20 protein-coding genes are annotated in these 23111 nt (G+C 58.9%); 11 read left to right on the forward strand and 9 right to left on the reverse strand.

The features are described from left to right. Positions 1-67 precede the first annotated feature (67 nt). Together FCH38_RS06060 and FCH38_RS06065 are read right to left on the reverse strand one after the other, a co-directional pair. Positions 68-724 carry a GntR family transcriptional regulator gene (locus FCH38_RS06060; protein WP_174373190.1) on the reverse strand — a complete coding sequence of 219 codons (657 nt, stop codon included), beginning with the start codon at positions 722-724 and terminating at the stop codon, positions 68-70. Positions 725-745: 21 nt separating this feature from the next. Beyond that, a complete protein-coding gene (locus tag FCH38_RS06065) occupies positions 746-1630 on the reverse strand; it encodes a dihydrodipicolinate synthase family protein (protein WP_174373191.1) in 885 nt (294 codons plus the stop codon). A 311-nt stretch (positions 1631-1941) separates the two neighbouring features. Between FCH38_RS06065 and FCH38_RS06070 the strand changes: the two genes are divergently transcribed. From FCH38_RS06070 to rutF, 7 genes are all read left to right on the forward strand, one after another. Then, positions 1942-2553, forward strand: a complete 612-nt coding sequence (locus FCH38_RS06070; RefSeq protein ID WP_174373192.1) for a biliverdin-producing heme oxygenase — start codon at positions 1942-1944, stop codon at positions 2551-2553. A 402-nt stretch (positions 2554-2955) separates the two neighbouring features. Beyond that, a complete protein-coding gene (rutA, locus tag FCH38_RS06075) occupies positions 2956-4047 on the forward strand; it encodes a pyrimidine utilization protein A (RefSeq protein ID WP_174373193.1) in 1092 nt (363 codons plus the stop codon). Then, on the forward strand, positions 4044-4784 hold the full coding sequence (rutB, locus tag FCH38_RS06080; protein ID WP_174373194.1) for a pyrimidine utilization protein B: 741 nt from the start codon (positions 4044-4046) through the stop codon (positions 4782-4784). Before rutA ends, rutB begins: the two co-directional genes overlap by 4 nt. Positions 4785-4810: 26 nt before the next feature. Beyond that, entirely contained in the window at positions 4811-5197 is a 387-nt protein-coding gene (rutC, locus tag FCH38_RS06085) for a pyrimidine utilization protein C (RefSeq protein ID WP_174373195.1), read from the forward strand. Positions 5198-5210: 13 nt separating this feature from the next. Next, positions 5211-6002 carry a pyrimidine utilization protein D gene (gene rutD, locus FCH38_RS06090; RefSeq protein WP_174373196.1) on the forward strand — a complete coding sequence of 264 codons (792 nt, stop codon included), beginning with the start codon at positions 5211-5213 and terminating at the stop codon, positions 6000-6002. A gap of 17 nt (positions 6003-6019) precedes the next feature. Then, positions 6020-6628, forward strand: coding sequence for a malonic semialdehyde reductase (locus tag FCH38_RS06095; RefSeq protein WP_174373197.1), 609 nt, complete (start codon positions 6020-6022; stop codon positions 6626-6628). A 26-nt stretch (positions 6629-6654) separates the two neighbouring features. Further along, on the forward strand, positions 6655-7179 hold the full coding sequence (gene rutF / locus FCH38_RS06100) for an NADH-dependent FMN reductase RutF (protein WP_174373198.1): 525 nt from the start codon (positions 6655-6657) through the stop codon (positions 7177-7179). A gap of 205 nt (positions 7180-7384) precedes the next feature. Here the strand turns inward: rutF and FCH38_RS06105 are convergent, their stop codons facing one another. The 3 genes from FCH38_RS06105 to FCH38_RS06115 all read right to left on the reverse strand — a co-directional run bounded on the left by FCH38_RS06105 (position 7385) and on the right by FCH38_RS06115 (position 12485). Next, positions 7385-8818: an NAD(P)(+) transhydrogenase (Re/Si-specific) subunit beta gene (locus tag FCH38_RS06105; RefSeq protein WP_174373199.1), complete on the reverse strand. Its 1434-nt coding sequence runs from the start codon at positions 8816-8818 to the stop codon at positions 7385-7387. A gap of 20 nt (positions 8819-8838) precedes the next feature. Further along, positions 8839-10410, reverse strand: coding sequence for a Re/Si-specific NAD(P)(+) transhydrogenase subunit alpha (locus FCH38_RS06110; protein WP_174373200.1), 1572 nt, complete (start codon positions 10408-10410; stop codon positions 8839-8841). Between the two features lie 191 nt (positions 10411-10601). Continuing rightward, complete coding sequence (locus FCH38_RS06115) at positions 10602-12485, reverse strand: MFS transporter (RefSeq protein ID WP_174373201.1); 1884 nt, start codon at positions 12483-12485, stop codon at positions 10602-10604. Between the two features lie 509 nt (positions 12486-12994). On the opposite strand from FCH38_RS06115, the gene FCH38_RS06120 reads away from it, so the two are divergent. After that, on the forward strand, positions 12995-14029 hold the full coding sequence (locus FCH38_RS06120; protein WP_149899830.1) for an aspartate-semialdehyde dehydrogenase: 1035 nt from the start codon (positions 12995-12997) through the stop codon (positions 14027-14029). Positions 14030-14243: 214 nt separating this feature from the next. Beyond that, entirely contained in the window at positions 14244-15059 is an 816-nt protein-coding gene (locus tag FCH38_RS06125; protein ID WP_149899831.1) for a lytic murein transglycosylase, read from the forward strand. A gap of 33 nt (positions 15060-15092) precedes the next feature. Here the strand turns inward: FCH38_RS06125 and FCH38_RS06130 are convergent, their stop codons facing one another. Together FCH38_RS06130 and pdxY are read right to left on the reverse strand one after the other, a co-directional pair. Further along, positions 15093-15734, reverse strand: a complete 642-nt coding sequence (locus FCH38_RS06130; RefSeq protein WP_149899832.1) for a carbonic anhydrase — start codon at positions 15732-15734, stop codon at positions 15093-15095. 174 nt (positions 15735-15908) lie between these two features. Then, positions 15909-16784 carry a pyridoxal kinase PdxY gene (pdxY, locus tag FCH38_RS06135; RefSeq protein WP_153516455.1) on the reverse strand — a complete coding sequence of 292 codons (876 nt, stop codon included), beginning with the start codon at positions 16782-16784 and terminating at the stop codon, positions 15909-15911. 213 nt (positions 16785-16997) lie between these two features. On the opposite strand from pdxY, the gene FCH38_RS06140 reads away from it, so the two are divergent. Then, positions 16998-18458, forward strand: a complete 1461-nt coding sequence (locus tag FCH38_RS06140) for a phospholipase D-like domain-containing protein (RefSeq protein WP_174373202.1) — start codon at positions 16998-17000, stop codon at positions 18456-18458. 16 nt (positions 18459-18474) lie between these two features. Beyond that, positions 18475-19320, forward strand: a complete 846-nt coding sequence (locus FCH38_RS06145) for an endonuclease/exonuclease/phosphatase family protein (protein WP_174373203.1) — start codon at positions 18475-18477, stop codon at positions 19318-19320. A gap of 17 nt (positions 19321-19337) precedes the next feature. On the opposite strand, the gene FCH38_RS06150 is transcribed toward FCH38_RS06145, so the two are convergent. Next, entirely contained in the window at positions 19338-19541 is a 204-nt protein-coding gene (locus FCH38_RS06150) for a hypothetical protein (RefSeq protein WP_174373204.1), read from the reverse strand. Between the two features lie 290 nt (positions 19542-19831). Continuing rightward, positions 19832-23026 (reverse strand): efflux RND transporter permease subunit, encoded by a 3195-nt coding sequence (locus tag FCH38_RS06155; RefSeq protein ID WP_174373205.1) that lies wholly within the window; start codon positions 23024-23026, stop codon positions 19832-19834. Positions 23027-23111 lie beyond the last annotated feature (85 nt).

The following is a 23111-nucleotide window of genomic DNA, read 5'->3' on the forward strand; positions in this document are numbered from 1 at the left end:
CCCCGGCTTGTTGCTTATTTTCATGCAATTCCAGCGAACGACGGCTCTGTCATCTGCCGGAATTGCCCTATACCGCCAGCGCCCTGTCCCTCGCATTGCGGATATGGGCGGTCAGTCGCTCTACGGCGTCTTCAACGGACCTCTTCTCGATAGCTTCGAGAATGGTGAGATGCTCTTTCATCACGGACTTCACATGGCCGGCGATGCGAAAGCGCTCCTGATTGATGAGGCGCATCTTGATGGAATTGACCCGGTAGGCATTCGAGATGATCGAATTGCCAAGAGAGTCGATGAAGGCATCGTGCATGCCCCAGTCCACCTGCTGGGCATGCTGGTCCAGCTCCGGCGATTCCCCGCTGCTTTCAGCCGCTTCGGCAATATCGCGATGCTGTTTCAGCAGCTTCGCGATAGTCTCGTCGGAAGCCGAGCGGGTAAACAGCGCCACGGCTTCCTTTTCGAGGAAGATACGGAACTGGAACGCCTCGCGGATAAGGTTGATGTCGATATGGGCGACCTGCAAGCCCCGCTGCGGCACGGTCTTGATCAGCCCTTCCGCCTCCAGCCGCGGAATTGCCTCCCGGATCGCCCCAAGCGGCAGACCCGTCAATTCCACGAGACGGCGTTGCGAGATGAATTGCCCCGGACGAACATCACGCGAGAGAAGGTGATGCGTAAAGCTTTCATACGCCCGTTCCCGCAATGTCTGTTCGCCGGTATCGTCCATGCTCAACCTTTCAAGGTCCGTTCAAGCGGCCTGTTTGCGAAACAGCGCGTCGAATGCGCCTTCGATCTGCCGCCGATCCTCAGGTGAAATGGCGACAAGCGGCGCGCGCACATCCGCCCAGATATTTTCCCCTGTTGTGTGTGATACCAGCACCTTGACGGCGGGCGTAACCGGAAATTTCAGAAGTTCCACAACAAGATCGACGATGCGACTGTCGTCCTTGCCATCAACGGCCATGGCACGGACTTCCTGCGTCAGGAAATTGGCGACGCCGGAGATGGCGCCCTGGCCGCCGAGGCGAACGCCCCTGGCGAGATCGCGCTCATCGCCGATCAGGATAGCGAGATCGCCGTGTTCCTTCAGCAGGCGTTCGGTATGGCTCCAGTTGCCGGAGGAATCCTTGACGCCGGTGACGATGCCCGGAAACGCTTCCCTCAGCCGTCCCACCAGTTCGACCGACAATGTCACCATGGTCACGGAAGGGATGTTGTAGACGAGAATGTCGCGCGCGCCCTTGCCGATCTTTGCGAAAACCGCCGAAAACCAGGCAAACAATCCGTCATCGCTGACATTCTTGAAATAGGAAGGCGGGGCGAGAAGAATATTGCGGGCGCCTGATTTCAGGGCGTCCGCCGATTGTTCGGCCGCATCCTCAATGGAGTCCACCAGAACACCGGTGACGATGCGCGATGGCGCAATGCCGGCCTCGATGAAGCGGGACAGAATGACCTGTCGCTCACGGCTGCCAACCGAGCATCCTTCGCCGGTGGTGCCGAACAGCGTCACGCTATCACAGCCGTTTGACAGGCAGCGGCGGGCATGGGCGATCATGGCGTCGATATCGACCGTTCCGTCCGTCTTGAACGGTGTCGTCAGGGCTGCCGAAAGGCCAAATTTCTGGGTCAATTAAGATGCTCCTCCAAGGTGACCGCGGATTGATGGCATACTGACATGTTAGTTGTAAAGCAGTAATTGCAAGGTGATTATCTGGAACGTTCAGGGCGGGGGAGGAATTCGGTTTTCGACGCGGCGGGCGCCTTTTCTGTTCGTGGTCCGGGATGAGCCATTAAGGATGATTGGCGCGGTGCCGTTTCCTGCCCTTTTGCCCGCGTGTTTTCTCTGCCAGGGGTCACGAAAAAATACGAAAATAAAATTTGACTGTTGGAGTAAAGATTTTTATCAGGCAGTCTGAATATAGGGATAAAGGGACCATAACCATGACCATTGCGGAGCCGACAGCGCCTGTAGCAGAGATCGAACAGAGCCGCGTCAAGCGCCTGAAAGCAGCGACGCGCGGCGCCCATGGCGATCTCGATACCTTCATCATGGCCGCGAAGCCGTTCGAGAGCCGGGAAAACTTCGGCAAATTCGTCGAAACCCAATATCTTTTCCATCGCGATCTCGACGTTTTCTTTTCCAATGCTACGCTTGATGGCATGCTTCCCGACCTCAAAGGCCGCCGCCGCCTCGCCATGATCGAGCAGGACCTTGCCGATCTTGGTCTCGCTATTCCGGAAGCCAAGGCTGCGCGTTTCACCGGCGAAACGCCGTTCGATCTGCCGGAGGCGATGGGCTGGCTTTATGTGGTCGAAGGTTCCAATCTCGGTGCGGCTTTCCTGCTGAAAGATGCGGCCAAGCTTGGTCTTGGCGAAGAATTCGGCGCGCGCCATCTGGCCGGCGCACCGGAAGGACGCGGCCTGCATTGGCGCACGTTCACTGCCGCGCTTGATGAAATTGCGCTCACGGTTGACGAGGAGGAGCGGGTTGTCGCGGGTGCCGAGGCTGCCTTCCGAGCGGTCCATGCCTATGCGCAGCAGCGCCTCGTTTGAGGTTTTGGCATAGCTCTTGACGAGCTAATCGCGATTGATCGCAATTTCGAAAACCCAGCGCCGTCATCCTCGGGCTTGTCCCGAGGATTTGCAACCGATTGATTTTACTGAACGTGGATAGATCCTCGGGACAAGCCCGGGGATGACGAGGAGTGTGAAGCGCGCCTCACCGCACTTTCAGGACTATTTCTACAACTTCCAGTCATACGACTGTCGCATTCACTTCTGCCGAATAAACAGGCAAATATTTTGACCAAATGATAAATTTTTTATCTTTTGATCAAAGCTTCTTCCGCCCCAAAATTTTATCCATTTGATAAAATTATTTTATTTGGTCTGGCACGGAACCTGCTACTCTTTTGTCAAGTCAGGAGACACCTGACGTAAAAAGGGAACAGCAAAATGGAAGTTGGTGTTTTTATCCCGATCGGGAACAATGGGTGGCTTCTTTCCGAAAACGCGCCGCAATACAAGCCGAGCTTCGACCTGAACAAGGCGATCACGCTGAAGGCGGAGGAATATGGTTTCGACTTCGCGCTGTCGATGATCAAGCTGCGCGGCTTTGGCGGCAAGACCGAGTTCTGGGATTATAATCTGGAGTCCTTTACGCTGATGGCAGGCCTTGCCGCCGTCACCTCCAAGATCAAGCTGTTTGGCACGGCCGCCACGCTGGTCATGCCGCCGGCCATTGTTGCGCGCATGGCGACGACGATCGATTCCATTTCCGGCGGCCGTTTCGGCATCAACCTGATTACCGGCTGGCAGCGTCCGGAATACAGCCAGATGGGGCTGTGGCCGGGCGATGATTATTTCGGTGATCGCTACGAATACCTTGGCGAATACACCACCGTTCTGAAAGAGTTGCTGACTGACGGGCAATCGGATTTCAACGGCAAGTTCTTCAAAATGGAGGATTGCCGGATGAAGCCGGTGCCGCAGGGCGACGTGAAGCTGATCTGCGCCGGCTCCTCCAATTCCGGCATGGCGTTTTCGGCCAAGTTCGCCGATTACAGCTTCTGCTTCGGTGTCGGCGTCAATACGCCCAAGGCTTTCGCGCCCACCAATGAGCGGCTGCTGGCGGCGACGGAAAAGTCCGGCCGCGAGGTGAAATCCGTCGTGCTGACGATGGTGCTTGCCGAGGAAAAATCCGAGGATGCCTGGGCGAAATGGGAGCACTACAAGGCAGGTGCGGATGTGGATGCCATCAAATGGCTCGGCCTGCAAAGCGCCGTCGACACCAAATCCGGCTCCGACACCAATGTCCGTCACATGTCCAACCCCGTTTCGGCGGTCAACATCAACATGGGAACGCTGATCGGTTCCTATGAGGAAGTGGCGGCCATGCTGGATGAGATGAGCGAAGTGCCGGGTACAGGCGGCGTGATGCTGACCTTCGACGACTTCCTCGAAGGCGTTGAAAAATTCGGGAAATATGTGCAGCCGCTGATGAAGAGCCGGGCGCATGTTCAGGCCGAACTGGAGGCTGCCGAATGAGTGAAGCCGTCATTGCGGGTTACAAGGGGCCGGAAAGCCGTTCGGAAAGCGTGACGCTTCCCGCCCGGCCGGAGCCGATCACCCTCAAGCCCAGCGAGACCGCCGTTGTCGTGGTCGATATGCAGAACGCCTATTCGACCGAGGGCGGTTATGTCGATCTGGCCGGGTTCGATATATCCGGGGCCAAGGGCACCATCGCCAACATCAAGAAAACGCTGGATGCGGCGCGGGCGGCGGGCGTTCAGGTCATCTATTTCCAGAATGGCTGGGACAAGGATTATGTCGAGGCGGGCGGACCGGGTTCGCCCAACTGGCATAAATCCAATGCCTTGAAGACCATGCGCAAAAGGCCGGAATTGCAGGGCCAGCTGCTGGCCAAGGGTACGTGGGATTATGCCATTGTCGACGAGTTGCAGCCGCAGCCCGGCGATATCTTGGTGCCGAAGACGCGTTATAGCGGTTTCTTCAACACCAATATGGACAGCGTGCTGCGCGCCCGCGGCATCCGCAATCTGGTTTTTGTCGGCATTGCCACCAATGTCTGCGTCGAAAGCTCGCTGCGCGACGCCTTCCATCTCGAATATTTCGGGGTGATGCTGGAGGACGCCACGCATCATCTGGGGCCAGACTTTATCCAGCAGGCGACGGTCTACAATGTCGAGAAGTTTTTCGGCTGGGTCGCCACCGTCAATGATTTCTGCGGCGTCATCTCGCAGGCCGCACCCGTCACCGAGTAAGCAGGAACCACAAAGAGGAGAACGAAATGCCGAAAAAGATCATCGTACCTGTTGGCACCAGCAAGCCTATCGCTCCCTTCTCGCCGGGAACCCTTGCCGATGGCGTGGTTTACGTGTCCGGCACGCTGCCGTTCGACAAGGACAATAATGTCGTGCATGTGGGTGATGCGAGCGCCCAGACCCGCCATGTTCTTGAGACCATCAAGTCGGTCATTGAAACCGCCGGCGGCACGATGGAGGACGTGACGATGAACCACATCTTCATCACCGACTGGGCGAACTATCAGGCCGTCAATGTGGTCTATGCCGAATATTTCCCCGGCGAAAAGCCGGCGCGGTATTGCATCCAGTGCGGGCTGGTAAAGCCCGACGCGCTGGTGGAAATCGCCACCGTCGCCCATATCGGCAAATAGGGCGAAGCGGCAGATGATGCATTTCGAGGTTCATGGCCGGACTGATCCTGAGGCGGCCACTATCCTGCTGTCTTCGGGGCTGGGCGGATCTGGTACTTACTGGACGCCGCAGATCGAAGCCCTTTCCGACCATTTCCGCATCGTCACCTATGACCATCGCGGAACAGGAAGGACGGGCGGCGAAGCGCCGGCGGAGGGCGGCATATCGGCGATGGCGGATGACGTGCTGGAGATTGTCTCGGCCCTCAACCTCGAAAAATTCCACTTCATGGGCCATGCGCTCGGCGGCCTGATCGGCCTGGATATCGCGCTCAGCCGGCCCGGCCTTATCGACAGGCTTGTTCTCATCAACGCCTGGAGCAAGGCCGATCCGCATTCAGGGCGCTGCTTCGATGTGCGGATCGAGCTTCTGGAGAAATCCGGTGTCGAGGCTTTCGTGAAGGCTCAGCCGCTGTTTCTTTATCCGGCCGCCTGGATGTCGGACCATCAGGAGCGGCTGGCGCGGGACGATGCCCATGGCGTTGCGCATTTTCAGGGTAAGGCAAATGTGCTGCGGCGTATTGCGGCGCTTCGGGCTTTCGATGTCGATAGCCGGCTTGGCGAGGTCGACAATCCGGTGCTGGTGGTGGCAACGAAGGACGATCTTCTGGTGCCCTATACCCGGTCGCATCGGCTCGCCGATGGCTTGCCGCAAAGCGAGCTTTGTCTTCTCGATTTCGGCGCGCATGCCGTCAATATCACCGAGCCCGAGCTTTTCAACACAAGGCTTCTGCAGTTTCTGCTGCCGGGCATCCAGACATTCTGACAGGATTTTAGAGTAACATGACGAAACCACTTGATGACACGGCCCCCCTGGACAGCAAGGCATTGGCAACGCTTTTTACCGAGGCGCGCACCCACAATGGCTGGACGGAAAAGCCGGTCAGTGACGAGACGCTGAAGGCGCTTTACGATCTGACGAAGATGGGGCCGACCTCGGCCAATTGCTCGCCCGGCCGTTTCGTGTTCGTGCGCAGCCCGGAAGCCAAGGAAAAGCTCCGGCCCGCGCTGTCTTCCGGCAATCTCGAAAAGACCATGGCGGCACCCGTGACCGTCATCGCCGCCATCGACAGCGAATTTTACGAGAAGCTTCCGGTGCTGTTTCCGCATGCCGATGCCCGTTCTTGGTTCACCTCGAGCGCGGCCATGGCCGAGGAGACCGCCTTCCGCAATGGCACGTTGCAGGCGGGTTATCTCATTCTTGCGGCCCGGGCTTTGGGGCTGGATACCGGGGCCATGTCCGGTTTCGACAAGGGAAAGGTGGATGCGGCGTTTTTTGCCGGCACGACGTGGAAGTCCAATTTCCTGATCAATCTCGGTCATGGCGATCCATCGAAGCTCTTCGGCCGCCTGCCGCGGCTTGGCTTTGAAGACGCCTGCGTGCTGGCTTGATGGCCTGTTAAGGAAGGATGGGTTAGATGCAGATGATGTCTCTTGAAAAGGAAGCGGCAATGGAGACGAAGACTGCAGAGCAGCGCAGCCTCGATTATAGAAACGCCATGGCGCGGCTCGGTGCGGCGGTCAATATCGTCACTACCAACGGTGCAGCTGGTCGTGCGGGCTTTGCAGCAACGGCCGTTTGCAGCGTTTCCGACAATCCGCCCACGCTTCTCGTCTGCCTCAACCGCAATGCCTCAGCCTATAAGGTGGTGAAGGCAAACGGCGTCATCTGCGTCAACACGCTTGCCGCGCATCACGAGGTGCTGAGCACGCTTTTTGGTGGCAAGACACCCGCCGACGAACGTTTTGCTGCCGGCAACTGGGGTGTGCTTGAAACCGGCGCGCCGGTTCTGGAAGACGCGCTGGTGTCCTTCGATTGCCGCATCCGCGAGGCCCATGACGGCGGCACGCATGATATTCTGATCTGTGATGTCGTTGATATGAAGATCAATGAGGGCGAAGAAGCGCTGATGTATTTCAACCGGCGTTACCGGCTGCTTTGAGCGCGGTCTCCGGAGGCCACGCTTTCAAAGCGTGACAGTACCTATTCCCACGCCGTCATCATCGGGCTCGTCCCGAGGATCTGCAACCGATTGATTTTATTCGACGTGGATAGATCCTTGGGACAGGCCCGAGGATGACGGAGAGGTTTCTTTGTCACCTCGATAAAAAAGGGCGTTTCCGGTCTTCCGGAAACGCCCTCTTCATTTACTTGATCAGCGGCAGAAGATCGTTGATCGACTTCTTCGCGTCACCATAGAACATCCGCGTATTGTCCTTGTAGAACAGCGGGTTCTCGATGCCGGAGTAGCCCGTGCCCTGGCCGCGCTTGGAGACAATGACGAGTTTCGACTTCCACACTTCCAGAACCGGCATGCCTGCAATCGGTGAGTTCGGATCGTCCTGCGCTGCCGGGTTGACGATGTCGTTGGAGCCGATGACGATGACGACGTCGGTATTGGGGAAGTCGTCGTTGATCTCGTCCATTTCCAGCACGATGTCGTAAGGCACCTTGGCTTCGGCCAAGAGCACGTTCATGTGGCCGGGAAGACGGCCTGCCACCGGGTGGATGGCGAAGCGCACGGTCTTGCCGTCGGCGCGCAGCTTGCGGGTCAGTTCCGACACGGCCGACTGCGCCTGCGCCACCGCCATGCCGTAACCGGGCACGATGATGACACTGTCGGCATCGTTCAGCGCCGACGCCACGCCTTCGGCGTCAATCGCCACCTGTTCACCCTCGATTTCCATCGCCGGACCCGTCGTGCCGCCGAAGCCGCCGAGGATGACCGAGACGAAGGAGCGGTTCATCGCCTTGCACATGATGTAGGACAGGATCGCACCCGAGGAGCCGACCAGCGCGCCCGTGACGATCAGCAGATCGTTGCCGAGCGTGAAACCGATGGCTGCTGCCGCCCAGCCGGAATAGCTGTTCAGCATCGAAACGACGACAGGCATGTCTGCGCCGCCGATGCCCATGATCAGGTGGTAACCGATGAAGAAGGCGGCAAGCGTCATCAGCACCAGCGTCCATGCGCCCGCACCGTTGCAATACATGATGAGCAACACCAGCGACAGGATCGCGGCGCCGGCATTGAGGACATGGCCGCCCGGCAGCTTCTTCGCCTTGCCGTCCACCTTGCCGGCCAGCTTGCCGAAGGCGACGACGGAGCCGGTGAAGGTGACCGCGCCGATGAAGACACCGAGGAAGACCTCGACCTTCATGATCGCCAGTTCGACAGGCGTTTTATGGGCGAGGATGGCGGAAAAACCCGTCAGCAGCGAGCGCGCGGTCTCATCGAACGAGGCGATATGCGCTTCTTCGATATGGGCGTTGAAGCCGATGAAGACGGCGGCAAGGCCGACGAAGGAGTGAAGGGCGGCCACAAGCTGCGGCATTTCGGTCATCTGCACGCGGCTGGCGACAAAATAGCCGAGAACGGCGCCACCCGCCAGCATCAGAAGCACGATAAACCAATTGCCGACATCAGGTCCGAAGACGGTCGCGGCGACGGCAAGGCCCATGCCTGTAATGCCGTACCAGACGGCGCGTTTGGCGCTTTCCTGGCCGGAAAGGCCGCCAAGCGAAAGGATGAAGAGAACGGCTGCGGCAACATAGGCCGCGGAAACGATACCAATGGTCATTTATAAGATCCTCGCTTGGCTTACGACTTCTGGAACATGGCGAGCATGCGCCGTGTCACGAGGAAACCGCCGACGATGTTGATCGTCGCGATCAGGACGGAAAGCGAGGCAAGGATCACCACCAGCCAGTTGCCGGAGCCGATCTGCAGCAGCGCGCCCAGAATGACGATGCCGGAAATCGCATTCGTCACAGCCATCAGCGGCGTGTGCAGCGAGTGGCTGACATTCCAGATGACCTGGAAACCGATGAAGCAGGCGAGCACGAAGACGATGAAGTGGCTCATGAAGCTTGCCGGGGCAAAAAGACCGACGAGAAGCAGCAGCGCCGTGCCGATGACGAGCAGCCCGACCTGACTTCTGGTCTGCGCCTTGAACTCGGCGCGTTCTTTGGCGTGTTTTTCCTCGGGCGTAAGCTCTTTGGCTCGTTCCTTCGGCTTCTGCGCGGCAATCGCCTGAATTTTCGGCGGCGGCGGCGGGAATGTTATCTCGCCCTGATAGGTAACGGTCGCGCCACGAATGACGTCGTCTTCCATGTTATGAACCGGCTTGCCGTCCTTGGCGGGCGTCAGGTCGGTCATCATGTGACGAATGTTGGTGGAATAGAGCGTCGAGGCCTGCGCCGCCATGCGGCTCGGGAAATCCGTGTAGCCGATGACGATAACGCCATTGTCGGATACGACGCGCTGGTCGGGCACCGTCAGATCACAATTGCCGCCGCGCTCGGCCGCAAGGTCGATGATGACCGAACCGGGCTTCATCATCGCCACCATGTCGGCGAGCCAGAGTTTGGGGGCGTCACGACCGGGGATCAGCGCTGTCGTGATGACGATATCGATCTGCGGGGCCAGTTCACGGAACTTCTCGAGCTGCTTCTCGCGGAATTCCGGCGAGGAGGGAGCGGCATAACCGCCGGTAGCTGCGCCATCCTGCTGTTCGGCGAAATCGAGATAGACGAATTGTGCGCCCATGCTTTCGATCTGTTCGGCCACTTCCGGGCGAACGTCGAAGGCATAGGTGATCGCGCCGAGCGAGGTGGCCGTGCCGATGGCCGCAAGACCGGCAACGCCGGCACCGATGACCAGCACCCTGGCGGGCGGCACCTTGCCGGCGGCGGTGACCTGACCGGTGAAGAAGCGGCCGAAATTATTGCCTGCCTCGATCACGGCGCGATAACCGGCGATATTGGCCATGGAGGACAGGGCATCCATCTTCTGGGCGCGCGAGATGCGCGGCACCATGTCCATGGCGATGACGTTTGCGCCCTTTTCCTTGGTCTGTTCCAGAAGGTCCTTGTTCTGGGCGGGATAGAAGAACGAGATCAGCGTCTTGTCCGAAGACAGGCGATCAATCTCCGACGTTTCCGGCGGACGAACCTTGGCGATGATGTCGGAACTGGCGTAAAGCGCATCCGCGCTATCGACAACGGTGACGCCGGCTGCGCGATAGGCGTCGTCGGAAAATCCCGCCGCCTTGCCCGCACCGGCCTCCACGATGCAATCATATCCGAGTTTCTGCAATGCCTGGGCGCTGTCGGGCGTCATGCCGACGCGCGCCTCGCCATCATATAATTCCTTCGGTGTCCCGATTTTCAAAACTGCTCTCCCATTTCCGTCTTGATAAGGCGTCATAGCCTATTTCAGGTATTTTTGTCCCGTCCCTGTTATTTTTCTACCTGCGGCGGATTGACAGGCCGGGAAAGGCCAGTTCGAGCGTTGGCGGTACGGCTTCAATAAAAAACCCGGCGTGTTGGCGCCGGGTTTCTGGTTTGCGGAATGATCGGGGATCAATCCATGGCGTGGATGTCGCGATCCTTGGTTTCCGGCAGGAACAGCAGGCCGATGACCAGCGTGATGCCTGCGAAAACGATCGGATACCAGAGACCGTAATAGATGTCGCCCTTCGCCGCGCTCATCGCAAAGGCGGTGGCGGGCAGAAGGCCACCAAACCAGCCGTTGCCGATATGGTAGGGCAGCGACATACCGGAGTAGCGGATACGGGTCGGGAACAGTTCGACCAAGAGGGCAGCGATCGGGCCATAGACCATCGTGACGTAGATGACGAGGACGGTCAGGACCGCGATGATGACGACCCAGTTCACGGCAGCCGGATCGGCCACCATGGCGAAGGCGCCGCCGCCGGCAATGGTGTAGACGGCCATCTCGGCGGCTCCACCGGTTTCGGCCGGTGTTAACAGCTTGTCCGCCACCAGCTTGTCGGTCGCCACCATCTTCTTGTCGGTGGCGCGAACCGCCTCAGCATTGAGGCTGAGTTCCGGGTTTGCAGCGATGAAGGCGTCCAGTTTCGCGTCTGGAACCTGTGCCGCGCTGCGCACCAGCGGGTAACCGCCATCATGCAGCGCGATGTTGACCTGCTTCTGGAAGGCCCGGTCCTTGGCTGCCGCATCCGCGCCAGCTGCGACTGCATCGTAGCTGACAATGTTGACGTCGCCGATCTTGACGCTCGCCGGCTGGCCGGCCGTTCCGGCAACCACGTCATAGGGAACGGAGTTGCGTGTCAGGAACGAAGTGGCGATATCGCAGGATGTGGTGAATTTCGCCGTGCCTGTCGGGTTGAACTGGAACCTGCAGTCGCCCGGAGCGGCGGTGACGGTGGCGCGAACGCTGGCCTGTGCTTGTGCCAGCGCCGGGTTGCCCGCCCATGTGAGCGCCTTGAACAGCGGGAAGTAGGTCAGCATCGCGAGGATGAGACCGGCCATGATGATCGGCTTGCGGCCGATCTTGTCGGAAAGCCAGCCGAAGAGCACGAAGAAGCCCGTGCCGAGGATGAGGGCCGCTGCGACCATGATGTTGGCCGACTGGCCGTCCACTTTCAGAATGCTCTGCAGGAAGAACAGCGCATAGAACTGGCCGGTGTACCACACGACTGCCTGGCCGATGACGGCGCCGACGAGGGCGATCAGGGCGATCTTGGCGTTTTTCCACTGGCCGAAGGCTTCGCTGAGCGGTGCCTTGGAGGTCTTGCCCTCTTCCTTCATTTTCTTGAAGGCGGGGGATTCATTCATTTTCAGACGAATCCAGACCGATACGCCGAGCAGCAGAACCGAAACGAGGAAGGGAATGCGCCAGCCCCAGGCGGCGAAGGCTTCCTTGCCGAGTGCGAACTGCACGCCGAGAATGACCACCAGCGACAGGAACAGGCCGAGCGTCGCCGTCGTCTGGATCCACGAGGTGTAATAGCCTCTGCGGCCATTGGGGGCGTGTTCGGCCACATAGGTCGCGGCACCGCCATATTCACCACCGAGCGCTAGACCCTGAAGCATGCGCAGGATGACCAGGATGATCGGAGCGGCGATGCCAATCTGGGATGCGCCGGGCAGGACGCCAACGAGGAAGGTGGAAACACCCATGATGAGAATGGTGATCAGGAAGGTATATTTACGACCGACGATGTCACCCAGACGTCCAAACACCAGCGCGCCGAAGGGGCGCACGAGGAAGCCGGCGGCAAAGGCCAGAAGCGCGAAGATGTTGCGCGTCGTTTCCGGATATTGGCTGAAGAAGTTCGCGCCGATATAGATCGCAAGCGAGCCGTATAGATAAAAATCGTACCATTCGAAGACTGTTCCGAGAGAAGAAGCGAAAATCACCTTCTTCTCCTCGCCCGTCATTGGACGGGCGGCGCCGCTTGCGGCTGCAACATTTGCCATTGTCTGTCCTCCACAGATGTCCCAATCGGCGCAGTGCGGAGCCCGTCTCTCTCCTCCGGACTCCCCTTTCGGGTGCAATGCGCATGACATCAGAGTGACAGAAAATTAACCCCAATAAGAGCGATGCTTTCGGATTATGACTTTAGTCTAATGTATAACGTGCAAAAATGTCGCGGGCCGGTTTTTGCGTGATTGCGCCGGGTGGCCTGAAGCGCGCCTTTTTTCTTGACACAAACAAGAAACCTTCTAATAGCTTCTCGCGAAGAAGGAGCATCACCTTGCGCATGCATGTTGCAGACATGAGTGTTATGGAAGGACCGGCACAATCCGCCGGCGATGATCCGCGCCTTTCTTATTCCATCCGAATTACGGCCAAAACGACGATTAAAACCGTCTGACGTCTCTGGCCACCGCTCTCTCCCCGGTTTGGCTGGGGATCGAGGAAGCCGCAATGCGATGCGGGTTCCCCACCTCACCCAAAAGAGGAGAGACAGAAAGAGAGCTTGATCATGGGTTTCAAAGTTGCAATTGCAGGCGCCACCGGCAACGTCGGTCGCGAAATGCTCAATATCCTCGCAGAACGTGGTTTTCCGGCCGATGAGATCGTGCCGCTTGCTTCCTCCCGTTCGCAGGGCACGGAAGTCTCCTACGGCGATCGCACGCTGAAGGTTTCCAACCTCGAGAATTACGATTTTTCCGACACCGATATTTGCCTGATGTCGGCTGGCGGCGATGTTTCCAAGAAGTGGTCGCCGAAGATCGGCCAGCAGGGCTGCGTCGTCATCGATAACTCGTCCGCCTGGCGCTACGATCAGGACGTTCCGTTGATCGTTCCGGAAGTCAATGCCGATGCGATCACGGGCTTTACCCGCAAGAACATCATCGCCAACCCGAATTGCTCCACGGCCCAGCTCGTCGTCGCGCTGAAGCCGCTGCATGACTTCGCCAAGATCAAGCGCGTTGTCGTGTCCACCTACCAGTCGGTTTCCGGCGCCGGCAAGGAAGGCATGGACGAGCTGTTCCAGCAGACCCGCGCCGTGTTCGTGGCCGATCCGGTTGAAACCAAGAAGTTCACCAAGCGCATCGCCTTCAACGTCATTCCGCATATCGATGTCTTCATGGAAGACGGTTATACGAAGGAAGAGTGGAAGGTTCTGGCCGAGACCAAGAAGATGCTCGATCCGAAGATCAAGGTAACCTGCACGGCCGTGCGCGTTCCGGTTTTCATCGGCCATTCGGAATCGGTCAATATCGAGTTTGAAAACGAGATCACCGCCGATCAGGCGCGTGATATTCTGCGTGAAGCACCGGGTTGCCTCGTCATCGACAAGCATGAAGATGGCGGTTACATCACCCCGGTCGAATCCGCCGGTGAAGATGCGACCTATATTTCGCGTATCCGTGAAGATGCAACGGTTGAAAACGGCCTCAACATCTGGGTTGTTTCGGACAATCTGCGCAAGGGCGCTGCCCTCAATGCCATCCAGATCGCCGAACTCCTGGTCAATCGTGGTCTCATCAAGCCCCGCAAGGCGGCTGCGTGATACGATTTTTTAAGGTTCGTTAAGTATAACCCGTCTGTTCTGTGTGGGGCAGACGGGTTTTTCAATGGCGACGATCACGGCCAGTTTATTTGCAGGCCTTGCTGCCGAAAGGCAATTTAGGCCACCAAAAGACAATTTGGCACCCGAACCCCTGCGGCGGAGACGTGTTGGTTCTCGGGATAAATTCCCCAAAGGATATCGAAGGCAGATTTTGATGCGGGCAATGAAGGCAATTCTGGCTGGTGTAGCCATGGTCTCGGTTTTGGCAGCGACGCCGGTTATGGCTGCGCAATGCAGCAACACTTCGGCGGGCTTCGATGCCTGGGTCGGCGCCTTCAAGCAGGAAGCGGCGGGCCGTGGCGTCAGTGCTTCGGTGCTCGATCGTGCCTTCTCCGGCGTCTCCTATAATCAGGCGACCATCCGCGCCGATCGCGGCCAGCACAGCTTCAAGCTGTCCTTCGAACAATTCATGCAGAAGCGCGGCGGTCAGACGATCATTTCGCGCGGCAAGACCATGAAGAAGAACAACGCCTCTCTCTTCGCCTCGATCGAAAAAGCTTATGGCGTGCCGGCCGGCCCGCTTCTGGCCATCTGGGGCATGGAAACCGGCTTTGGCGGCTTTATGGGCAACCAGCACACGCTTTCCGCCGTGGCGACGCTTTCCTTCGACTGCCGCCGCTCGGATTATTTCACCGAGCAGCTTTATGCGGCGCTTAAGCTCGTCGGCAGCGGTTCGCTGAACGTCAACGCCAAGGGTGCGGCGCATGGTGAAATCGGCCAGACGCAGTTCCTGCCGCTCAATGTCGTGCGCTATGGCGTGGATTTCGATCGCGACGGACGGGTCGATCTCGTCGGTTCGCGTGCGGATGCACTGGCTTCCACCGCCAACTTCCTCGTCGGCCATGGCTGGCAGCGTGGTGCCGGTTACCAGCAGGGACAGGCGAATTATGCCGCCATCCAGGGCTGGAACGCCGCAAGCGTTTACCAGCAGGCCATTGCCTTCATCGGCAAGGCGATCGACGGCCAATAAGGCCGTCTCGCTTTTTCAATCAGAAACCTGTTTTCACAGATCCGGGCGGCGAAAGTCGCCCGTTTTGCCGTCCATCACCCACAATTCGCCGGTCGATATATCGAACCATGCGCCGTGCAGCTTGACCTTGCCGGCGGTTTCCTGCGCCTTGACGAAGGGAAAGCTGCGCAGGTTGGCGAGGGAGTTGCGGATGGACACCCGTTCCAGCGCGGTCTGGCGCTCGGAGGCGGTCATGACATCGTTGCTCTGGATCTGCTCGGCCGCCGATTTGACCATGTTCATCCACTTGCCGATGAAGTCGCCCGGCGACAGGGGTTCGAGATTAGGGTCGAGTGCCGCCTGAATGCCGCCGCAACGGCCGTGGCCCATGACGACGATATCCTTCACCTTCAGAACCTGCACGGCATATTCGATGGCCGCAGAGGTGGCGTGATACTGGCCATCAGGCTCGAAAGGCGGCACCATGTTGGCGACGTTTCGCATGACGAACAATTCTCCCGGCCCGCAGTCGAAAATGGTTTCCGGTGCAGAACGGGAGTCACAACAGGCAATGAACAGGGTCTGCGGCTTCTGCCCGGTATCAGCCAGAACGCGGTATCTCTCGCGCTCGTCGACATAGCGGCCGCTCATGAAGTTCTTGTAGCCGTTCAGAAGAGTTTCCGGAAAATCTTTCATCTATCGCAGTACCGTTATGCTTGGACCAAGATCACGGGGCGAACCTGGCGCGTTGAAGACCAATCCTTTAGAGCATTTTCGCATTTCTTCGAACCGCGAAACCGCTCCAACTTCCTGTTGCCGCATTTCCGGACGGAAAACCGAGGGCCACTTTTCCTGGAAATGCTTTAGTCGCTATTTGCGCTTGCTGCGTGAAGGATGCAAGAGATGACGCATCTGCACCATGGCCATGGGTGTGGAAAGACTTGAAGCGTCTGTCTCCAGCGTCAATTCGTTCATCTCGCGTTTTTTGGTGCGGGCCAGAATTTCGAACACGCTGGCGGTGGCCAGTTGCAGCGCTTTTTCGTCATCCATGCCTTCCAGCAGGCGGGCAAGAAAAAGCGCCGCCATCAGATCGCCGAGGCCGTTCGGGGCATTCTCTATGGCGCGGTGCTCGGCCAGCAGGGCATGCCGGCCGCTCAGATAAAGATTGCCGGTGCCGCCGGCCATCATCGGCACGGCTGAGGTGACCAGCATTTTCGACGGGCCGAGGGCAAGGGCTGCATCCATGATGGCATTGTTGGTTTCAAGCTCTGCGCCGCTCATCCACGCCAGTTCGTAACGGTTCGGTGTTGCGACAGTGGCAAGCGGGATGAGTTCGTCGCGGATGGCTTCGGCGGTTTCAACCGGAATATAAAGCCCGCCCAGATCACCCATCACGGGATCACAGGCGTAAACCAGCGCCGGGTTTTTCTCCTTGAGATTGCGGATCAGCCGCGCGACCGAACGCACTTGTGCTGCGCTTCCGAAATAACCGGTCAGGACTGCTTTGACTTCGCCAATCCATTTGGCGTTTTCAAGGTCGGTCATGGCCTTGTCGAAGTCGTCGTCCTGAAAGCGCATCCGCGTGGATGGGCCATGGCCGGGATGCCAGGGCAAAACGATGGTGGGCACTGCCCATACCGGATGGCCGAGGGTCTCCAGCGCGAAGACCGCGGCGCGATTGCCGACCGATCCACGCATGACGTGGCTGGAAATGACGATGACGGCGCCCTGGGTATTTTCCTGCATCACGGCCTTCTTGCTTTCAAATGCTGCAGAAGCCCGCAAGTGCCCCTGCCTGGAGATCAAGATGCGCTCTCATGACATATCGCAAGGCCGGTTTCCACCGTTAATCCCGCAAGGGTCTGTCCCGTAAAAGGATGGGCGGGGTGCTTTTTAGTGGCTTTCCGGGTTTCCGAAAAGCGCGTTACACTTTTCGGTCCAATGCCCTATAGTTGTAATATGCTCGATCTCGTCATCGCCTATTGGCCCCATATCCTTGCCGTCCTTTCCATTTTGATGGGAACCGTGGCGGCCGTACATGCCACGATGACGAAGGAGGAGGTCCGTTCCGCACTCGGCTGGGTGGGTGTCATCGTGCTGTCGCCCATTGTCGGCGCGGTCATCTATGCCATTGCCGGCATCAACCGCATTCGTCGGTCCAACATCACGCAGCAGCGATCCTTCATGCAGGACGAGATCATGGATCGCGTGGCGCGGTTGGATGCGAGCGGTGAGTTGATTGCTACGCGGTTCGGCCGCCGTTTTGAAGCGATGAAGACACTCGGCGACCGGGTGACACGCCACGCGCTGACGACGGGCAACGCCATCGAGCCGCTTGTGACGGGTGACGTCGCCTATGCCGCCATGCTGGAGGCGATAGGCGAGGCGAAGCGGTCGATCATTCTCGAAACATATATTTTCGACAATGACAGGATCGGCGCCCGCTTCGTCGCAGCGCTCGAGCAGGCAAAACTGCGCGGCGTGGAAGTGAGGGTGCTTATCGATGCTGTCGGCGCGCGTTATTCCGTGCCGAGCATCCTGCCGACGCTCCGGGACAAGGACATCATCGCCGACGTCTTCAACGGCAATGTCATCATGGGACTGCGGTTGCCCTATGCCAATCTGCGCACCCACCGCAAGATACTCGTGGTGGACGGGCGCATCGTGTTTAGCGGCGGCATGAATATCCGTGAGGGTTTCACCCTGGAATTCGGCGGCGAAAGCCAGTCGCACGACACACATTTCAAGATCACCGGGCCGGTGGTATCGGATTTTTTCTCCATCGCGGCGGAAGACTGGCGTTTCACGACGGGGGAGCTTCTGGACACCCCGGTGTGGGATATCGCCATTCCTGACGGTGTGCCGGGTTCGCAGATCGTCGCCCGGGTTTCCTCCTCGGGACCGGATAAAAGCATCGAGACCAGTCACAAGATGCTGATGGGTGCGTTTTCCGTCGCCCGTTCCTCCATTCTCATCATGTCGCCCTATTTTCTCCCCGATCGGGAGCTTATTTCGGCACTCATAACCGCAGCAAGGCGGGGCGTGGTGGTCGATATCATCGTGCCCAAAAGCAACAATCTGGTGCTTGTGGACAGGGCGATGACAGCGCAGTTCGACCAGATGTTGAAGAATTACTGCCGCATCTGGCGGGCGACGGGGGCTTTCAATCATTCCAAGCTTCTGGTGATCGACGGGCGCTGGACCTATATCGGTTCTTCCAATCTCGATCCGCGTTCGCTGCGATTAAACTTCGAGATCGATCTCGAAGTTATGGATGAAGAATTTGCCGGGGTGATCGGCGACCGGATCCGCAATGCGCGGGCAACCGCCTTGCCGGTGCGGCTCAGCGAACTGAATGCGCGGCCATTCGTTGTTCGTTTTGTGGAGCGTGTCCTGTGGCTCGCTTCGCCCTATCTTTGACCGGAGACATTGACGCGTGAAGAAAAACGGTTTGTTGAACAGCGAAAAAACGGCCCTGGCGACAAATAGCAGTTTGCCCGCCTTCGTCATGCAGTCGCTGCGCGACCATCGTCAGCGGCAGAAAGCGGTGCAGGCGGCGAAAGATCATTCCTTCCCCATCATCGCTTCCTACAATGTGCACAAATGTGTCGGTCGCGACCGCAAGTTCGATCCGGATCGCACCAGCCGCGTCATTCAGGAAATCGGCGCTGATATCATTGCCCTTCAGGAAGCCGACAGCCGTTTTGGCGAGCGCACCGGCCTGCTCGATCTTGCCCGGCTGGAGCGGGAAAGCGGCCTCATTCCCGTGCCGGTGCAGGCAGGGGTAAAGGCGCACGGGTGGCATGGCAATGTCGTGCTGTTCAGGGAAGGTGCCGTCCGGGATGTGCATACGCTGAAACTGCCGGGGCTGGAGCCACGCGGCGCGCTTGTCGTGGAGCTGGATTTGAAGCTGGGTGGCACATTGCGCATCATCGCCGCCCATTTCGGTCTCTTGCGGCATTCCCGCGCTCAGCAGGCGAAGGCGCTGATCGGCCTTCTGGAAGCGCGCAACGAATGCCCGACCATCCTCATGGGAGACCTGAACGAATGGCGTCTCGGCAATGGCTCGTCGCTCAATACGTTCCGGGACGCTTTCGGTGCTCTGCCGCCGGCGGTGCCGAGTTTTCCATCCAACCTGCCGGTACTGGCGCTCGACAGGATCATCGCCAACCGTGAAGGTCTGGTCGAGCAAGTGGAGGCGCATGACAGCGCGCTGGCGCGTGTCGCTTCGGATCACCTGCCGTTGAAAGCCGCGGTCCGGACCGACCTGCTTCTGGCCTGATCGCCGATATTGCGCATTCAGGCCCGCTGCGCCGCCGCCAGGTGGTTGCGCGAGCGCGCTTCCAGCAACGATGTGCGAATGGCTTCCATCAACCGCTCACGATTGTTTCGGGTCTTGCCCCTGTCGAGATTTTGCGCGGAAAGCGCGAGATCAAGACCCTCATGCATCACTATCGAATAGGCAACGGTTGTTGCCCAGTTTTCGTCGTCCTGCTCCATCATGTCGCCCCTGAACTAAATCATTTAGTCCGAATCACCCAGTTCTTGGAAATTACCACAAAATACAAAGCATAAAATAGCATTGTTTCTTTGGGTTTCCGTCAATTGGTGAGGCTATATTGATTTTTGGTAGTTCTATTGCAGTGCGATATAGGTGCGTATTCCAGTTAAGCATTTGAAACTGATTCAATTTCAGGAGATTCGCATAGACATTTCTGTCCATAAAAAACGCCGCGCATCTGATGATGCGCGGCGGGCTTGCTTCGAAGGTGGCGGTGGATGGGAGTATTGGGTCAGCCGGCCTTTTCGAGCTTGTAGTCCGAATTGGCCGGTTCTTCCTGTTTGTGCTGGATGAGCGGGCGGTTGCCGGAGAGCTTGCGCACCAGCACGTAGAAGACCGGTGTCATGAAGATGCCGAAGAACGTCACGCCGATCATGCCGGAGAACACTGCGACACCCATGGCCGCACGCATTTCCGCACCAGCACCTGTCGAGATGACCAGCGGTACCACGCCCATGATGAAGGCGAGTGAGGTCATCAGGATCGGGCGGAGGCGAAGGCGGCTTGCCTCCACTGCCGCCTGAAGCGGTGTTCGTCCTTCGAATTCCAGCTCTCGGGCAAATTCCACGATCAGGATCGCGTTCTTCGCCGAGAGGCCGACAAGGACGACAAGGCCGATCTGCGTAAAGATGTTGTTGTCCCCTCCTGTCAGCCAGACGCCTGTGAGAGCCGCGAGCACACCGAGTGGAACGATCAGGATGATCGCGATCGGCAAGGTCAGGCTTTCATATTGGGCGGCGAGAACCAGATAGACCAGCAGCAGCGCCAACGGGAAGACCACGATGCTGGAGTTACCGGCGAGGATCTGCTGGTAGGTCAGGTCTGTCCATTCGTAGTCGATCCCGGCTGGCAGGTTTTCGGCAAGGATTTTCTCCATGGCGGCCTGCGCCTGTCCAGAGGAGAAGCCCGGTGCCGGACCGCCGTTGATATCGGCTGCAAGGAAGCCGTTATAACGGTTGGTGCGCTCCGGTCCTGTTGTCGCATCCACTTTCAGCAGCGTGGAAAGCGGGATCATCTGGCCGGTGGATGAGCGAACCTTCAGACGGCCGATATCCTCCGCATGGGCGCGGAATTGCGCGTCCGCCTGCACACGCACGCTGTATGTCCGCCCGAAGGCGTTGAAGTCGTTGACATAGAGCGAGCCGAGATAGATTTGCAGCGTCTGGAAGACGTCGCTGACGGAGACGCCCAGCTGTTCGGCCTTGGCGCGGTCAAGATCGGCGAAGAGCTGCGGCACGTTGATCTGGAAGCTGGAGAAGATGCCCGCCAGCTCCGGCGTCTGGTATGCCTTGGCGATGACCGCCTTGGTCGCTTCGTCGAGCGCTTGGTAGCCGTAACCGGCGCGGTCCTCGATCTGCAGCTTGAAACCGCCCGTCTGGCCGAGGCCGTTGACCGGCGGCGGCGGGAACATGGCGATGAAGGCATCCTGAATGCCTGCAAACTTCTGGTTCAGCTGCATGGCGATGGCGCCACCTGATAGTTCCGGCGTCTTGCGGTTTTCGAAGTCGTCGAGAACCGCAAAAACGATGCCGGAATTGGAGCCGATGGTGAAGCCGTTGATCGACAGGCCGGGGAAAGCGATGGCGTGGCTGACGCCCGGCTGTTCGAGCGCGATGTCGCTCATGCGCTTGATGACGCTTTCCGTCCGGTCAAGCGTTGCTCCATCAGGAAGCTGCGCGAAACCGATCAGGTACTGCTTGTCCTGCGCCGGCACGAAGCCGCTCGGAACGGCGCTGAACATGTTGTAGGTGGCTGCGACCAGCGCCATGTAGACCATCATGACAAGGCTCTTGCGCGTCACCAGCCCGCCGACGGTTTTGCCGTAACCGTTGGAGGCGGCCCCGAAGGCGCGGTTGAAGCCGCGGAAGAACCAGCCGAAAATCCGGTCCATGAAGCGGGTCAGCCAGTCTTTCGGAGCGTCGTGTTCCTTCAGCAACAGGGCTGCAAGAGCGGGTGAGAGCGTCAGCGAGTTGATTGCCGAGATGACGGTGGAAATGGCGATCGTCAGGGCGAACTGCCGGTAGAACTGGCCGGAAAGGCCGGAGATGAAGGCGAGCGGCACGAAAACGGCGACCAGCACCAGCGCGATTGCGATGATCGGGCCGGAGACTTCCCGCATGGCCTTGTAGGTGGCGTCACGCGGTGAGAGCCCGTTTTCGATGTTTCGCTCGACGTTTTCCACCACCACGATAGCGTCATCCACCACGATGCCGATGGCCAGCACGAGGCCGAATAGCGTCAACGCGTTGATGGAGAAGCCGAAGGCATACATGACGGCGAAGGTGCCGATGATCGAGACCGGAACGGCGATCAGCGGAATGATCGAGGCGCGCCAGGTCTGGAGGAAGAGGATGACAACAAGCACCACGAGGCCAACGGCCTCGAGGAGTGTGTCAACCACCTTCTCGATGGAGGAGCGCACGAATTTCGTCGTGTCGTAGACGATTTCGTATTTCACGCCATCCGGCATTGCCAGCTGCAGATTGTCCATCGTGGCGCGGACATTGTCGGCGATTTCGATGGCGTTGGAGCCGGGAGCCTGAAGCACCGCAACGGCCACGGCAGGCTCGCCGTCGAGCAGCGAACGCAGCGTGTAGTCGGCGGCGCCGAGTTCGATGCGGGCGACGTCGCGCAGGCGGGTGATCTGACCGTTCGCGCCGCTCTTGACGATGATGTTGCCGAATTCCTCCGGTGTCGTCAGACGACCTTGCGCATTGACGTTGAGCTGTAGATCGACGCCGTTCGGGCTTGGCGAAGCGCCGATGACGCCGGCTGCGGCCTGGACGTTCTGCTGGCGGATGGCGTCGGAGACGTCGCTGGCGGCGAGATCATGCTCGGCGACTTTCTGCGGATCGAGCCAGACGCGCATGGAATAGTCACCCGCGCCGAAGACCTGCACCTGACCCACGCCTTCGATGCGGGCGAGACGATCCTTGACGTTCAGCGTCGCATAGTTGCGCAGATAGGTGATGTCATAGGCGTCGGTCTTCGACACCAGATTGACGACCATGATGAAGTCGGGCGAGCTTTTGACGGTGGTGATGCCGAGTGCGCGGACTTCCGCCGGCAGGCGCGGTTCGGCCTGCGACACGCGGTTCTGTACCAGCTGCTGCGCCTTGTCCGGGTCCGTGCCGAGCTTGAAGGTGACGGTCAGCGTCAACACGCCGTCGGACGTTGCCTGGCTGCCCATGTAGAGCATGTCCTCGACGCCGTTGATCTGTTCTTCAAGCGGCGTGGCGACTGTTTCGGCGATAACGGCCGGGTTTGCGCCGGGATAGGTGGCGCGCACGACGACGGATGGTGGAACGACTTCCGGATATTCGGAAATCGGCAGGGCGCGCATGCCCAGAAGGCCCGCCACCACAATCAGGACCGAAAGCACGGCAGCGAATACCGGCCGGTCGACAAAAAATCTGGAAATATTCATATCCAGTCCCTCTCCGGGTATATTTGGAAATGCAAAGGCCGTTCCGGCGGCTTTTGTGCCGCCGGTTATGGCCGGTTCTGTCTGG

Origin of the sequence: Agrobacterium tumefaciens, assembly GCF_013337285.1 — a bacterium.
GTDB classification, from domain to species: domain Bacteria; phylum Pseudomonadota; class Alphaproteobacteria; order Rhizobiales; family Rhizobiaceae; genus Agrobacterium; species Agrobacterium burrii.

Coding starts and splice junctions, on each gene's coding strand:
- rutD (WP_174373196.1), top strand. CDS start 5,211: ATGATGCATTTCGAGGTTCATGGCCGGACTGATCCTGAGGCGGCCACT.
- FCH38_RS06150 (WP_174373204.1), bottom strand. CDS start 19,541: ATGATGGAGCAGGACGACGAAAACTGGGCAACAACCGTTGCCTATTCG.
- FCH38_RS06120 (WP_149899830.1), top strand. CDS start 12,995: ATGGGTTTCAAAGTTGCAATTGCAGGCGCCACCGGCAACGTCGGTCGC.
- rutA (WP_174373193.1), top strand. CDS start 2,956: ATGGAAGTTGGTGTTTTTATCCCGATCGGGAACAATGGGTGGCTTCTT.
- FCH38_RS06070 (WP_174373192.1), top strand. CDS start 1,942: ATGACCATTGCGGAGCCGACAGCGCCTGTAGCAGAGATCGAACAGAGC.
- rutF (WP_174373198.1), top strand. CDS start 6,655: ATGCAGATGATGTCTCTTGAAAAGGAAGCGGCAATGGAGACGAAGACT.
- FCH38_RS06095 (WP_174373197.1), top strand. CDS start 6,020: ATGACGAAACCACTTGATGACACGGCCCCCCTGGACAGCAAGGCATTG.
- FCH38_RS06140 (WP_174373202.1), top strand. CDS start 16,998: ATGCTCGATCTCGTCATCGCCTATTGGCCCCATATCCTTGCCGTCCTT.
- pdxY (WP_153516455.1), bottom strand. CDS start 16,784: ATGCAGGAAAATACCCAGGGCGCCGTCATCGTCATTTCCAGCCACGTC.
- FCH38_RS06115 (WP_174373201.1), bottom strand. CDS start 12,485: ATGGCAAATGTTGCAGCCGCAAGCGGCGCCGCCCGTCCAATGACGGGC.
- FCH38_RS06155 (WP_174373205.1), bottom strand. CDS start 23,026: ATGAATATTTCCAGATTTTTTGTCGACCGGCCGGTATTCGCTGCCGTG.
- FCH38_RS06105 (WP_174373199.1), bottom strand. CDS start 8,818: ATGACCATTGGTATCGTTTCCGCGGCCTATGTTGCCGCAGCCGTTCTC.
- FCH38_RS06060 (WP_174373190.1), bottom strand. CDS start 724: ATGGACGATACCGGCGAACAGACATTGCGGGAACGGGCGTATGAAAGC.
- FCH38_RS06130 (WP_149899832.1), bottom strand. CDS start 15,734: ATGAAAGATTTTCCGGAAACTCTTCTGAACGGCTACAAGAACTTCATG.
- rutC (WP_174373195.1), top strand. CDS start 4,811: ATGCCGAAAAAGATCATCGTACCTGTTGGCACCAGCAAGCCTATCGCT.
- FCH38_RS06125 (WP_149899831.1), top strand. CDS start 14,244: ATGCGGGCAATGAAGGCAATTCTGGCTGGTGTAGCCATGGTCTCGGTT.
- rutB (WP_174373194.1), top strand. CDS start 4,044: ATGAGTGAAGCCGTCATTGCGGGTTACAAGGGGCCGGAAAGCCGTTCG.